The organism is Thiobacillus sp., from assembly GCF_018780105.1.
Taxonomy (GTDB): Bacteria; Pseudomonadota; Gammaproteobacteria; order Burkholderiales; family Thiobacillaceae; genus Thiobacillus.
Map to the genome: position 1 here is coordinate 198,407 of NZ_JADMKC010000007.1, position 13,654 is coordinate 212,060.

Genomic DNA, 13,654 nt, shown 5'->3' on the forward strand with positions numbered 1-13,654 from the left:
GCATGGCAAAAGGTCAGGTACGCGGAAACAAGGAAGCCAAGAAACCCAAAAAGCCGAAACAGGTCGTGGTTCCGGTGGGATCGTTCATCACCCCACCCAAATCAGGCAAGCCGGAAAAAACCCAGCACTGATTTTTTGGGATCAGGAAAACGCCACCGTTCAGGTGGCGTTTTCACAACTGTAATTCCATGTCGAATCATGGGCGAACTGGCGGGTTTTCCGGAGGCATGCAAATGGCGACAATAGCTCGCATATGGTCACCGCCACCTTCCGCTTCTATGAAGAACTGAATGACTTTCTGGCACCGAAACGGCGCAAGCAGGAATTCACCGTGCCGTGCGCGCAGGCGGCGACGACCAAGCACATGATCGAGGCGCTGGGCGTGCCGCACACCGAGGTTGAACTGATCCTGGTCAACGGCGAATCGGTGGGGTTCAGTTATCTGTTGCAGGACGGCGACCGGGTGGCGGTATATCCCCGCTTCGAGGCGATGGACGTGACGCCGCTGCTGCGGGTGCGCGAACAGCCCCTGCGGCAGCCGCGCTTCGTGGCCGACGCGCATTTGGGCGGCCTGGCCCACATGCTGCGCATGCTGGGGTACGACACGCTGTACGACAACCATTTTGACGATGACGAAATCGTGGTGATTGCCGAACGGGACGGCCGCATTGTGCTGACGCGCGATCGCGAGTTGCTCAAGCGGCGGGCGGTGACGCATGGCTGTTATGTGCATGCGTTGAAATCAGAGGCGCAGTTGCGCGAGGTAGTCGAGCGGCTCGACCTCACGCGCAGCGCACGGCCCTTTACCCGCTGCCTGCACTGCAATATGCCGCTGCGTCCGGTCGACAAGGCCAGCGTGCTGGATCGTTTGCCGCCCCGGGTGCGGGCCCATTACGAGCGCTTCAGCCTGTGCGATGGGTGCGGGCGCGTGTACTGGGAAGGCTCGCACTGGCGCAACATGCGGAGGGCGCTGGACGGGCTGCTGCCTGTCGACCCGATAGTGGAAGACGACTGACTAAACGCGGTCGCTCTGAAACGCAAGCAGGGTGGGTCGGCGGTCATGCGACCGCCGGAAGGCTTAGAAGTGGAACGCCGCGCCCAGTGCGGGACCGCTGAACTCGACATCCTGCAGCAGTTTGTCGCCTTCCATGTCGTAGCTCAGGTGACGGTAAACCAGGCCGACATCGCCCCAGTTCCAGCTGTACGCCACGCCCACCATCGCCTGCCAGGTCAAGGCGGAAGAGCCGGCGCCGGCGTCGGCGTAATACGGCATCGACCAGTGGCTGTTTTCACCGAGCTTCACCCGTCCGCGCACGCCGACGACGGCGTCCCACAGATCTTCCTTATCCGAAACGCCCCCGGCCGGTGGAAGCAGGCCGATGGGGCCGGACAGCGTCCAGTCAGTCGAGGCTTCGAGGCTCAGGTAGCGAAAACCGCCAATGACGTCGAGCGTGGCCTGAGGGCTCTGCACCGCCGCATAACCGCCGACCAGGGTCCAGACCCCGCCGGTGATGGAAGACTGCGTGCCGAGGTCGACCGTGGCACTGACATGGCTTCCGCCGACTGTTTTGACCCGGCTGTTCTCGTCGCCGAAATCGAGGTAGATCAAATCGGTAAAAATCGACCACTTGTCCTTGCGCGCTTCGCCGCTGATCATCAGGGCGAATTCGAGATGGCTCAAATAGTCGTTGGGGCCGGTTTCCACTTCGGCGTTGGTATTGAAGCTCGGCAGGTCGTATTTCAGCGAGCCGTTGATGGTTGGCAGCCACAGGTAGGGCGTCACGGTGAATGCCCAGGGGGTGCTTGCGGACGACTCGGCGGCAACCGGCAGCGCGGTGAACGCGAGGCCGGCAAGGGTGATGGCCAGAACAGGCTGCTTGAGTTTGGATGGGTTCATGGATTGTTTCCGTATGGGTTTGGACGGGACGCATTCATTCCGGGAAGCGCGCCCGGAACCAGCGCTTGAAAGCCTTGGCATACTATCAAACTCCCATTTACCCGTATTGGCAGGACGCCGGGAAAATGTGGGCATGCCCCGTATTCCGCTCCACGGGTGTGGATTTTCCTGCCGGAGCGGCTGGTAAACTGTCCGCCTCAACTTCCCCCATCAGGAGTCAAACCATGAGCGAATACGGATTCGACACCCAGATCAACGGCCCCTTCGACGCAGCCGTGGACAAGGTCACCGCCGCCCTCAAAACGGAAGGCTTCGGCGTGCTGACCGACATCGACGTGCAGGCCACCATGAAAGCCAAGCTCGATGTCAACTTGCGCCCCTACCGCATCCTCGGCGCCTGCAACCCGCCGCTGGCGCATCAGGCCATCACGGCCGAGCTCGATGTCGGCATGCTGCTGCCGTGCAATGTGGTGGTGCGCGAGGAAGCCGACGGCAAGGTGACGGTGTCCTTCCTCGACCCCGGCATCATGGTCAAGCTGGTGAGCAACTCCGCCGTGCACGGCGTCGCCACCGAGGCACGCGCCCGTCTGCTACGGGTGAAGGACAGCCTGACTGCGTGAGCGGTTTAGCGCCTACGACAAAGCCCGCATTCGCGGGCTTTGTCGCTTCAGGCTGGGGCGCGTTCAAGTCGTCACCCAGTCTCCTGTGTTCGCCAGAAAAGGCGATATTTGCACTTCACCAATCCAGCGCAGGGGCAGCGCGCCGACAACTTGCCTGACGTGCCGTATCCCGAATCGCAGCAGGCGTTCCGCCCCAGCAAAAGCATCCATTTCAGGGCTGTCGAAAATAATCTGTGCGTCAGCCGCAATGTAGAGCAGGTCGCCGGTTTCGAAATCGATGAAGAGCAGGCCCGCGCGCGGGTTCAGCATGATGTTGCCGAGCGTATTGAAGAAGCGGTTGCCGGCGAAATCGGGGAGGATCAAGGTGTCGTCGCCCTCTGCGCGCACAAAACCGGGCTCGCCTCCACGGTGCGACACGTCCACCCCGTGTGATCGCGCGGTTCCATGGTGGGCGCCGGGGTGGGCGGTGGCGATAAACAGGGTGTCCGCGCGCGCGACGATTTGCCGGGTCGCTTCATTCAGCGCCGTGGCGAAATGGACTGTGGCGGAATGAACAGCGCCGGGGCTTTCGATAGCCTGGTATTCGACCTGGCGTGCCTGGATATATTTTGGGCAGTTCCCGAAGCTTTGCTGTACGCCGACCAGAAAGCCGTCATCGTCCATGCGTTCGACGCGGCCGTTCATGCGGTTACGGCGACGCGTAGCCTGCTCTATTCCCAGCAGGGCAATGGGCGCGCCGGTGGCAAGCGTCTCGCGTAGAGGATCGAAGACGGCGGGCCGGGCGCGAATCAGAAGATGGCGTGCATCGGGGCTGCTTATGAATCCCGGCGGGTTAGGCAGTACGGATGCCCAGGGCTGTCCCTCGGCATCCATGCTGCCCACCATGACGAACGGCAGCTGGGCGAAAAACGTCCGCTGTTGTTCGGGCATGGACGTGCGTATCGCGTTCTCTCCGATTGCCGCCATGCGATCACGCACCCCCACGCGCGCCTGCACCCGGCATTCGCCCGGGTGAAACACCGGTGGTTCCTCAGGCGATTTCATTTCAGGCAGCCAACCCAACCCTGGAACTCGCCATGGGGACGAATCCCGACAACGCCTCGATCCGTTTCAGCCAGCTGCGCAGATTGGGATAGGGCTCAAGCGAGACATTGCCTTCAGGTGCGTGGGCAATGTAGCTGTAGTTGGCGATGTCCGCGATGGTCGGTGTGTTGCCCGCCAGAAAGGGCGAGATGTTCAGTTCGGCTTCCATCACGGCAAACAGCGCATGGGTTTGCGCAATGGCTTCTTCGGCATTGACGGGAGCCTTGAACAGCGTCGCCCGTCGTGCCGTTGCTGGGCCAGATGCGACCTGCCCGGCCGCTACCGACAGCCAGCGTTGCACGGCGGCGGCAGCGGCCGGATCACGCGGGAGCCATTGGCCAGCGTCATATTTGCCCGCCAGATACACCAGGATCGCATTGGAGTCGGCCAGGGTGATCTCGCCATCCTGGATCACCGGAACCTGGCCAAACGCGTTCATGGCCAGAAACGCGGGTTGCTTGTGTGCGTTGGCTGCGAGATCCACGTCCACCAGCTCATAGGGCAGCTTGAGCAGCGACAGAAACAGCTCGACACGATGGCTGTGGCCGGAGAGAAAGAAGCGGTGAAGCTTGATGGGGCGTGCAGGAAAAACGGCAGCGGTATTCACAATCAACTCCTTTTTGAAATGGGGAAAGTGTCCGGATGCATTGTGATCACCGCCACTTGATGAATAAATGGCGTGTTCCGAACATGACTGATCCACTAAGTGGAATAATTGGCGCATGGACAAACTCAAGGCCATGCAAACCGTTGTCAGCATTGCCGATGAAGGCAGCCTGACGGCTGCTGCCGCGGCGCTGGATTCGTCGCCCCCCGCCGTCGTGCGTACGCTGGCGGCACTGGAAGCCCATTTGGGCGTCCGCCTGTTCAACCGCACCACACGACGCATCTCGCTCACCGAAGAAGGTCGTCACTACATCGAAAGCTGCCGCCAGTTGCTGGCGGCCGTCAAGGATGCCGAATCGGCCTTGACCACGGACGCAGTCGAGCCCAGCGGCCAACTCACCATCACCGCGCCCGTGTTGTTCGGGCAGATCTATGTCGCGCCTGCCGTGACGCGCTTTGTGCAGCAATACAGCAAGGTGCGCGTCAATCTCATGCTGCTGGATCGCGTGGTCAACCTGCTGGAAGAAAATATCGACGTGGGGATACGCATCGGCGCGCTGGAGGATTCGTCCCTGGTTGCGCAGCCCCTGGGCAGCGTTCGCCGCATGGTCGTCGCCAGCCCGGACTATCTCAGCCGGCGTGGCGTACCCGAACACCCACGGGACCTGCTCAAAGCCAACTGCGTGAAGTTCTCAGGCGGCATGGGTCCGGGCTGGATATTTTACGAAGGCGGCAGGCAGTTCTCCGTGCCTGTGACCGGCAACCTCGAGTTCAATCAGGTCGCCCCGGCAGCCGACGCCTGCCTGGCCGGGCTTGGGTTCGGCATGTTCATCTCTTATCAGGTTGCGCATCACATCGAGAAGAAGCGTCTGCAAATCGTGCTCGAACCATTCGAACCGCCCCCGCAGCCCATTCATGTGATCTATCCGCATGCACGGCTGCTGCCGGCGCGCACCAAAGTCTTTATCGCGTGGATAAAGGAGGAATTAAAGGACTGCACCCCTAATCCGGGAGAGTGAACAACCGGGGACGGAACCTGAGCTAACCCCGGTTCCGGGGCACGATGGCCGTCATGGCTATAACGCTGAGCGGCCGTTCCTGCTTTTTTACGCCGAATCCAGTTCCTTCAGCACTTCCTGCACCAGCACCCACGGCGCCACCACCACGGCCCAGAATTGCGGCTGCCGCGCATGCCAGTCCTCGGCGTCATGCATTTCTGCGCGGGCGATGTGGCCATCGGCGAGCCAGGCCTGGGCCGCGGCCGTATCGTTTTCGGCAATCAGCAGCGCGGCGTCGATCAGGTCGGTGCCCACGGCGACCCGGATCACGTCGCCGCGCGCGAAGTGGCGTTCGAGTTCTTTCCAGCCGAGCCGGGCGGTTTCGAGGACGAGCTTGGCGCGCAGGACTTCGCGCTCGGCGTGATGAACGCTTGAATTCATGATGGACGGCCTTTTCCGCCTCCGCGGCGCTGACTCAGGGGATGTTTGGGGACTTGCGGCGGGCGGCCGCGCGAGGCGGGGGGCGCGACGCGCGGCTCGCCCTTGACCGGCACGTCGCGCAGGATGCGCGCGCCTTCGGGGCGCTTGCCGGTGCCGGCGGGCTGGAACAGCGGGATCAGGTGCTTCTTGCTGTTGCCGATCAGGTCCTCGCGTCCCATTTCCTTCAGCGCCTCGCGCAGCATCGGCCAGTTCTCGGCGTCGTGATAGCGCAGGAAGGCCTTGTGCAGGCGGCGGATACGGCCTTGCTTGACGACGTCGACCGCTTCGCCCTTGCCGCCCAGCACCTTCTTGAGCGGGTTCTTTTCGGTGTGGTACATGGTCGTCGCCAGCGCCATCGGCGTCGGCAGAAAGGTCTGCACCTGATCCAGGCGGAAGTCGTGCTTTTTGAGCCACAGCGCCAGATTCAGCATGTCTTCCAGCGTGGTGCCTGGATGGGCAGCGATGAAGTAGGGGATCAGGTACTGCTTCTTGCCGACGGATTTCGAGGCGGCTTCGAACAGGGTCTTGAAGCGGTCGTATGCGCCCATGCCGGGCTTCATCATTTTCGACAGCGGGCCGGCTTCGGTGTGCTCGGGGGCGATCTTGAGATAGCCGCCGACGTGGTGCTGCACCAGTTCCTTGATGTATTCGGGCGAACGCACCGCGAGGTCGTAGCGCAGGCCCGAGCTGATCAGGATTTTCTTGATCCCTGGCAGCGTGCGGGCGCGGCGGTACATGTGGATCAGCGGCGTGTGGTCGGTGTTGAGGTTGTCGCAGATGTCGGGAAACACGCAGCTCAGCCGGCGGCAGGCCTTCTCGATTTTTTCCGACTTGCACGCCATGCGGTACATGTTGGCGGTCGGCCCGCCGAGGTCGGAAATGACGCCGGTGAAGCCGGGCGTCTTGTCGCGGATCGCCTCGATTTCCTTGATCACCGAATCTTCGCTGCGGCTCTGGATGATGCGGCCCTCGTGCTCGGTGATCGAGCAGAAGGTGCAGCCGCCGAAGCAGCCGCGCATGATGTTGACCGAGAAGCGGATCATTTCCCACGCCGGAATCTTGGCGTCGCCGTAGCTCGGGTGCGGCGCGCGCGCGTAGGGCAGGTCGTAGACGCCGTCCATGTCGGGGGTCGACAGCGGAATCGGCGGCGGGTTGAGCCAGACGTCGCGTTCGCCGTGCGCCTGCCGCAGCGCGCGGGCGTTGCCCGGATTCGATTCGAGGTGGAGCACGCGCGAGGCGTGCGCGTAAAACGACGGGTTGTTTTTGACCTGGTCGTAATCGGGCAGGCGGATCACGGTGCGCTCGCGCACGTCCTGTTTGGCCGCGAGCCGCTCGGCCCTCGGCACGATGCGAACCGGGGCGGTGCCTTCCGGTGTTTGCGCGGTCGGGCCGCTGGGCGTCATGGCATACGGATCGACGTGGGCATCGATGGCGCCCGGCGTGTCGAGTTCGGTGGACAACACTTCCAGCCAGTTGTCGGCGGGTTTCCACTCGCGTCCCACCATGAAACCGGTGCCGCGCACATCGCGGATGTCGGCGATCTTTTCACCTTTGGCCAGGCGTTCGGTGACCTCCAGCAGAGCGCGCTCGGCGTTGCCGAAAATCAGCAGGTCGGCCTTGGAGTCCGGCAGCACCGAGCGGCGCACCGTGTCCGACCAGTAGTCGTAGTGGGCGATGCGGCGCAGGCTCGCTTCGATCGAACCGATGATCACCGGGGTGCCGGGAAAGGCCTCGCGGCAGCGTTGGGCGTAGACCGTGACCGCGCGGTCGGGGCGCTTGTTGGGCGCGCCATGCGGGGTATAGGCATCGTCGGAGCGGGATTTGCGATCGGAGGTGTAGCGGTTGACCATCGAGTCCATGTTGCCCGCCGTCACGCCGAAATACAGCGTCGGCTGTCCCAGTGCGCGGAAGGCCTCGGCCGAATGCCAGTCGGGCTGCGCAATGATGCCGACGCGATAGCCCTGCGCCTCCAGCAGCCGTCCGACCAGCGCCATGCCGAAGCTGGGATGGTCGATATAGGCGTCGCCCGTCACCAGAATGATGTCGCACGCATCCCAGCCGAGCGTGGTCATTTCGGCGCGCGACATCGGCAGGAAGGGCGCGGTGCCGAAGCGGGCGGCCCAGTGCTTGCGGTGGGAGAACAGAGCGGGTGTCATGGAGCGATTTTACCGGTCAGGCGGGGCAGAAAAGACAGGAGGCCAGGAGGGTTATTCCCTGCCTGGCCTCCTGTCCGCCTTGCGACAAGGCGGGCTGCTGATTCGACTTAGCGTACGGCCAGCAGTTCCACGTCGAACACCAGCGTCGCGTTCGGCGGAATCACGCCGCCTGCGCCGCGTTCGCCGTAGCCCAGATGCGGCGGGATGGTGAGCTTGCGCTTGCCGCCTACCTGCATGCCGGCCACGCCCTGGTCCCAGCCGGCGATGACGCGGCCCATGCCGAGTTTGAAGTCAAAGGGATCGTTGCGGTCGAGGCTGGAATCGAACTTGGTGCCGTTGGTGAGCCAGCCGGTGTAATGCACGACCACGGTCTGGCCTGCGGTTGCGGTGTCGCCGGTGCCGACGACGAGGTCTTCGATAATGAGTTCGGACATGATTTTAAATAGGAAATTGGACTCGGGGCAGCATTCTAACAGGTGACCGGCCGGATCGATTCAGCGCCATTCAGCCGGCAGGTAACCCGCAGCAGGATCGACCTCGATCGGAATGTCGGTGACGCTGCTGGCCTCGGGCGGGGCGTCGCGCAGCACGATCTGCGGGAAGGCGAGCACGGTCGCGACCATGATGAGCTGGATGACGAGAAAGGGGATCGCCCCCCAGTAGATATCGCTGGTGCGAATGGATTTGGGCGCCACGCTCTTCAGGTAGAACAGCGCGAAGCCGAATGGCGGGTGCATGAACGCGGTCTGCATGTTGACCGCGAGCATCACGCCGAACCAGATCGGGTCGATGCCGAGCTTGGCGGCGACTGGGGCCAGCAGCGGCACGGCGATGAAGGCGATCTCGAAAAAATCGAGAAAGAACGCCAGCACGAACACCATCAGGTTGACCACGACGAGGAAGCCGAGCACGCCGCCGGGCAACTGGTTGAACAGATGCTCGACCCAGAGGTCGCCACTGAGGCCGCGAAAGGCCAGGGTGAAGATCGTCGAGCCGATGAGGATGAAAATGACGAAGGTGGTGAGTTTGGTGGTGCTGTCGACTGCCTGCGTCAGCTGCAGCCGGGTCAGCCGGCCGCGCACCAGCGCCAGCAGCAGCGCGCCGGCCGCGCCCATTGCACCGCCTTCGGTGGGGGTGGCGACGCCGAGGAAGATGGTGCCAAGCACCAGGAAGATCAGCACCAGCGGCGGCACCAGCGTGGTCAGCACGCGCAGCAGCAGTGCCGACCCGTGCAGGGTGCGCGCGCTGGCGGGCATCGCCGGCGCGGCAGCGGGGCGGACCAGGGTGAGGACGAATACGTAGAGCAGATACAGGCCGACCAGCGCCATCCCGGGCAACAGCGCGCCCTTGTACATGTCGCCCACCGACGCGCCCAACTGATCGGCCAGCACGATCAACACCAGCGAGGGCGGGATGATCTGCGCCAGTGTGCCCGAGGCGGCGATGACGCCGGACGCCAGCCGCTTGTCGTAGCCGTAGCGCAGCATTACCGGCAGCGAAATCAGCCCCATCGCGATCACCGACGCGGCGACCACGCCGGTGGTGGCGGCGAGCAGCGCGCCGACCAGGATCACCGCGTAGGCCAGGCCGCCGCGTACCGCGCCGAACAGCTGGCCGATGGTGTCGAGCAGGTCTTCGGCCATGCCCGAGCGTTCGAGGATCAGCCCCATCAGCGCGAAGAAGGGAATCGCCAGCAAGGTCGGGTTGGCGACGATGCCGTAGACGCGCTCGGGCAGCGCCTGCATCAGCGAGAAATCGATCACGCCGCTGGCCAGCCCGATTCCGGCGAACAGCAGGCCGTTGGCGGCGAGCGCGAACGCCACCGGATAGCCGAGCAGCAGAAAAAACACCAGGCCGAGGAACATGAACGGAGCAAGGTTCTCCATCACACCTCCTCCGCAGGGGCTTCGGCGGGCAGCGTCAGCGCACCGGTCAGCACGCCGATGCGCTTGATGATTTCGGCCACGCCCTGCAGCGCCAGCAGACCGAAGCCCAGCGGCAGCAGCAGCTTCACCGGCCAGCGCAGCAGGCCGCCGGCGTCGGGCGACATTTCATGTGAGCGCCAGGCGTCCATGAACATCGGCCACGCTAGCCAGACCAGCAGCCCGGCCATCGGCAGCAGAAACAGCAGTCCGCCGATGAGGTCGACCAGCGCCTGGCCCCGGGCGCTCAGCCGCCCGTAGAAAATATCGATCCGCACATGGCCGTTGTGCTTGAGCGTGTAGCCCGCCGCCAGCAGGAATACCGCGCCGAACAGATACCACTGGACTTCCAGCCAGGCATTCGAGCTTGCGCCAAAAGCCCAGCGTGCCAGCGCATTGCCTGCCGAGATCAGGGTCGCGACCAGCACCAGCCAGATGACGAGTCCGCCGATGCGCTCGGTGAGCGCGTCGATCGCGCGTGCCAGGGCGAGCAGTGTTTTCATAGGGCGCCGGATTCCTTCAGCAAGTCGGCAAGCTGCCGGGCTATCGTTTGATAACCGGCGGCGTTGGGGTGGATGGGGTCGGATTTGAGCGCGTTGTCCTTCAGCACCGCGTTGAGCGTGTCGCCGTCGTAGGGCAGTTCGAATTCTTCCGCCAGTTGCGCGTAAAAGTCCGGCGCACCGCCGAACAGCTTCGGCTCGGGCACGCCGATCAGCACCACCTGGATGCCGCTGGCGCGCAGCGTCTGCAGCATCAGGCGCAGATTGTTTTCGGTTTCGGCTTCGGGCAGTCGCCGCAGCATGTCGTTGCCGCCGAGGCACAGCAGCACCAGCTTGGGGCGGTGTTCATCCAGCAGGGCCGGCAGTCGCTTCAGGCCTTCGGCCGTTGTCTCGCCCGGCACCCCGGCGTTGACCACTGCGCGTTGCGTTAAGCCGACCAGCTGCGCCGGGTAGGCCTCGCTTGGGGCTGCGCCGGTGCCGTAAGTGAGGCTGTCGCCAAAAGCGAGAATGACATCGTGCGGACCCAGTTTGGGCAAGGTCGGCGCGCGGTCGCACGCGGCGAGCAGCAGCAGGGCGAACAGTGCAAAGAGGGCGCGTTGAATGGCGCGCGTCATGCAGCGCCCAGCTTGCTGCGAAACACGAAATACACCGCGCCGAGGATGCACAGAGCGGCCCACAGGTAATCGAGCTTCAGTGGTTCCTTCATATAGAAGTAGGCGAACGGCACGAACACGCTGAGCGTGATGACTTCCTGCAGGATCTTGAGCTGGGCCACCGACAGCACCGTGAATCCGATGCGGTTGCCCGGAACCTGCAGCATGTACTCGAAGAACGCGATGCCCCAGCTGATCAGCGCCGCGACGAGCCAGGGTTTCTGGTTCAGCTCCTTGAGATGGGCGTACCACGCGAATGTCATGAAGACATTGCTGAGGGTGAGCAGGAGGATGGAGAGCCCGATCGGATGCATGGTTTGCTAGGGTGGTGGTCCAGCTTCGTATTACTTTTTATTGCGAGGCTGACCGTTTCAGTTCTCTTGCACAGCGTATTTTCCAAGTCCTGCGATTCGGAAATATTCGTCCTCGGCTTTCGCCGCGTCGCGGCGGTATTTCATTGTGGCCAAGACGTAGCCAGCGACCGCAACGCCAAGCGCGAGTAACCAGCTTTCCCACTTCAGGTAAACAGATGTTGCTGCAAGAGCAGCAAGTGGCCAGCCCAAATTCTCCGCTACGCTCAAACGCGCGTCGGCAAGCTTAGAGAGTTGATGCAGGTCGGTTTCAGTTTCCATAACGCTTCCCATTCTGATGTTTAACGTTAAATAGCAGTCGCCTGACGGAATAAAAACTATTGGACATGTTTGGCCTCCTGTCTCAACACCTTTAACCCTGCTGGTTCAATTCCCCGCCAGCGTCATCCTGTCAATCAAAATCGACCCCACCTGCTTGCTGCCGCGCCGCTCGACATCCTTGCCGATCGCAACAATGCCCTTGAACATCTCGGCCAGGTTGCCGGCGATGGTGATTTCCTCGACCGGGTACTGAATCTCGCCGTTTTCCACCCAGAAACCCGCCGCGCCGCGCGAGTAGTCGCCGGTGACCATGTTGGCGCCGTGGCCGAGCAGTTCGGTGACGAACAGGCCGGTGCCCATTTTGCGCAGCAGGCCGGCCAGATCGAGGTCGCCGTGGGAGACGATGAGGTTGTGGCTGCCGCCGGCATTGCCCGTCGTCGCCATGCCGAGTTTCTTCGCCGAATAGGTGGAGAGGAAATAGCCTTCGACCACGCCGTTTTTCACCACGTCGCGTTCCAGGCATGCAACGCCTTCGCTGTCGAACGGCGCGCTGCCGAGGCCGCCGCGCACGAAGGGCATTTCGCGGATGCTGATGTGCGGCGCGAAGACGGTTTTGCCGAGGCTGTCGAGCAGGAAGGAGGATTGGCGGTAGAGGCTGCCGCCCGACACTGCGGCAACAAAGTTGCCGATCAAGCCGGTGGCGATCTGCGCTTCGAACACGACCGGGCAGGTGCGGGTGTCGAGCTTGCGGCCGTTGAGGCGCCGCACGGTGCGCTCGCCGGCGGTGCGGCCGACGATTTCGGGGGCGTCGAGGTCGTTGCCGTTGCGCGCGCTGCTGTACCAGTAGTCGCGCTGCATGCCGCTTGCGTCTTCGCCGATCACCGCGACCGAGATGCCGTGGCGCGAGCCGGCGTAGCCGTTGCAGAAGCCGAGGCTGTTGGCAAAGATGAACTGCGAGGTGTGGGTGGAGACGCCCGCGCCTTCGGAATTGGTGAGGCGCTTGTCGACCGCCAGCGCGGCGGCCTCGCAGGCCTGCGCGCGCGCAGCGGCTTCTTCCACCGTCAGCGCCCAGGGGTGATAGAGATCGAGGTCGGGCACGTTTTGTGCCAGTTTGTCGGCGTCCGGCAGGCCGGCCGCTTCGTCTTCGGCGGTGTAGCGGGCGATGGTGAGCGCCTTGTCGACGGCGCTTTTGAGGGCGGCTTCGGACAGGTCGGAGGTGGACGCATGGCCGCGCCGCTGGCCGACGTAGACCGTGACGCCCGCGCCCTTGTCCTTGTTGTATTCGATGGTTTCGATTTCGCCCTGGCGCACCGAAACGTTCTGGCCGATGCCTTCGGAGATTTCGGTGTCGGCAGCGGTGGCGCCGCTTTTCATCGCGTGCTCGATGACGGTCTGGGACAGGCTGATGAGCTGGTCGCGGGTGTAGCTGAAATGGGAACGGGACATGGCGTGTAGGCGAAAAGGGAAGGGGGGCGGCGATGTTTTTTTGGGCGTTTTGTTGGGCTGGAAACTACAATGGCGATCATAACAGCAACCGAAAGCCCCACCGTGCGCCTGATCGATCCCGATGCCGAGCTGGAATTCGACCCCGACGAGGTCTACAGTGGGCCCAGCAAAAGCCAGCAAAAACGCGATGTCGAAGCCCTGCAGGATCTGGGGGAAATCCTGGTCAAACTGCCCGCAGCCCAGTTCAAGCGCATCGAACTGCCGGAAACCTTGCGTATCGCCGTGGCCGACTGCCGCAAAATCACCCAGAACGGCGCGCTGCGGCGGCAGAAGCAGTACATCGGCAAACTGATGCGCGGCATCGACCCGGCGCCGATCCAGGCCCAGCTCGATGTGTTCAACGGCGTGTCGGTGGCGGAAAACGCCAAGTTTCACCAGGCTGAGAAGTGGCGCGACAAGCTGATTGCGGACAATGAGGCACTGACCCTATTTCTCAATGCGCACCCCGATGCCGACGCCACGCATTTGCGGCAGCTGATCCGCAATGCGCGCGACGAAGCGGCGCGCAGCAAGCCGCCGAAAGCCTTTCGCGAGATTTTTCGGGTGATTCGCGAGGCGCTGGAGAAAAACTGAGTTATCCGCACAGACCCTGCGGGGCGTG

General features: G+C 63.2%; 17 protein-coding genes. 5 read left to right on the top strand and 12 right to left on the bottom strand.

The annotated features are described in order from the left end of the window. Positions 1-2: 2 nt before the first annotated feature. Entirely contained in the window at positions 3-131 is a 129-nt protein-coding gene (locus IV098_RS07460) for a hypothetical protein (protein WP_296887630.1), read from the top strand. Positions 132-253: 122 nt separating this feature from the next. Then, a complete protein-coding gene (locus IV098_RS07465) occupies positions 254-1,015 on the top strand; it encodes a Mut7-C RNAse domain-containing protein (protein WP_296887632.1) in 762 nt (253 codons plus the stop codon). 63 nt (positions 1,016-1,078) lie between these two features. On the opposite strand, the gene IV098_RS07470 is transcribed toward IV098_RS07465, so the two are convergent. Next, a complete protein-coding gene (locus IV098_RS07470; protein WP_296887634.1) occupies positions 1,079-1,897 on the bottom strand; it encodes a hypothetical protein in 819 nt (272 codons plus the stop codon). A gap of 224 nt (positions 1,898-2,121) precedes the next feature. On the opposite strand from IV098_RS07470, the gene IV098_RS07475 reads away from it, so the two are divergent. Beyond that, positions 2,122-2,517 (top strand): DUF302 domain-containing protein, encoded by a 396-nt coding sequence (locus tag IV098_RS07475; RefSeq protein WP_296887636.1) that lies wholly within the window; start codon positions 2,122-2,124, stop codon positions 2,515-2,517. Between the two features lie 63 nt (positions 2,518-2,580). On the opposite strand, the gene IV098_RS07480 is transcribed toward IV098_RS07475, so the two are convergent. Beyond that, complete coding sequence (locus IV098_RS07480; protein ID WP_296887639.1) at positions 2,581-3,561, bottom strand: pyridoxamine 5'-phosphate oxidase family protein; 981 nt, start codon at positions 3,559-3,561, stop codon at positions 2,581-2,583. A gap of 1 nt (position 3,562) precedes the next feature. Continuing rightward, positions 3,563-4,207 (bottom strand): glutathione S-transferase family protein, encoded by a 645-nt coding sequence (locus tag IV098_RS07485; protein WP_296887652.1) that lies wholly within the window; start codon positions 4,205-4,207, stop codon positions 3,563-3,565. Between the two features lie 115 nt (positions 4,208-4,322). On the opposite strand from IV098_RS07485, the gene IV098_RS07490 reads away from it, so the two are divergent. Beyond that, entirely contained in the window at positions 4,323-5,225 is a 903-nt protein-coding gene (locus tag IV098_RS07490) for a LysR family transcriptional regulator (RefSeq protein WP_296887655.1), read from the top strand. An 87-nt stretch (positions 5,226-5,312) separates the two neighbouring features. Here IV098_RS07490 and IV098_RS07495 read toward each other — a convergent pair whose 3' ends face one another. From IV098_RS07495 to pmbA, 9 genes are all read right to left on the bottom strand, one after another. After that, entirely contained in the window at positions 5,313-5,645 is a 333-nt protein-coding gene (locus IV098_RS07495; RefSeq protein ID WP_296887657.1) for a DUF2288 domain-containing protein, read from the bottom strand. Further along, positions 5,642-7,840, bottom strand: a complete 2,199-nt coding sequence (locus IV098_RS07500; RefSeq protein ID WP_296887659.1) for a YgiQ family radical SAM protein — start codon at positions 7,838-7,840, stop codon at positions 5,642-5,644. Before IV098_RS07500 ends, IV098_RS07495 begins: the two co-directional genes overlap by 4 nt. A 107-nt stretch (positions 7,841-7,947) precedes the next feature. Next, a complete protein-coding gene (locus IV098_RS07505) occupies positions 7,948-8,274 on the bottom strand; it encodes an FKBP-type peptidyl-prolyl cis-trans isomerase (protein WP_296887661.1) in 327 nt (108 codons plus the stop codon). A 60-nt stretch (positions 8,275-8,334) separates the two neighbouring features. Next, the gene (locus IV098_RS07510) at positions 8,335-9,726 is read right to left on the bottom strand and encodes a TRAP transporter large permease subunit (RefSeq protein WP_296887663.1); all 1,392 of its coding nucleotides are present in this window, start codon (positions 9,724-9,726) and stop codon (positions 8,335-8,337) included. After that, complete coding sequence (locus IV098_RS07515; protein ID WP_296887665.1) at positions 9,726-10,265, bottom strand: TRAP transporter small permease subunit; 540 nt, start codon at positions 10,263-10,265, stop codon at positions 9,726-9,728. Before IV098_RS07515 ends, IV098_RS07510 begins: the two co-directional genes overlap by 1 nt. Beyond that, a complete protein-coding gene (locus IV098_RS07520) occupies positions 10,262-10,876 on the bottom strand; it encodes an arylesterase (RefSeq protein ID WP_296887667.1) in 615 nt (204 codons plus the stop codon). The genes IV098_RS07515 and IV098_RS07520 overlap by 4 nt, the downstream gene beginning before the upstream one ends. Then, positions 10,873-11,229 carry a DMT family protein gene (locus tag IV098_RS07525; RefSeq protein WP_296887669.1) on the bottom strand — a complete coding sequence of 119 codons (357 nt, stop codon included), beginning with the start codon at positions 11,227-11,229 and terminating at the stop codon, positions 10,873-10,875. Before IV098_RS07525 ends, IV098_RS07520 begins: the two co-directional genes overlap by 4 nt. A gap of 57 nt (positions 11,230-11,286) precedes the next feature. Beyond that, on the bottom strand, positions 11,287-11,547 hold the full coding sequence (locus IV098_RS07530) for a hypothetical protein (protein ID WP_296887671.1): 261 nt from the start codon (positions 11,545-11,547) through the stop codon (positions 11,287-11,289). A 105-nt stretch (positions 11,548-11,652) separates the two neighbouring features. Continuing rightward, positions 11,653-12,993, bottom strand: a complete 1,341-nt coding sequence (gene pmbA / locus IV098_RS07535; RefSeq protein WP_296887673.1) for a metalloprotease PmbA — start codon at positions 12,991-12,993, stop codon at positions 11,653-11,655. 69 nt (positions 12,994-13,062) lie between these two features. On the opposite strand from pmbA, the gene yjgA reads away from it, so the two are divergent. After that, positions 13,063-13,626, top strand: a complete 564-nt coding sequence (gene yjgA, locus IV098_RS07540; RefSeq protein ID WP_296887675.1) for a ribosome biogenesis factor YjgA — start codon at positions 13,063-13,065, stop codon at positions 13,624-13,626. Positions 13,627-13,654 lie beyond the last annotated feature (28 nt).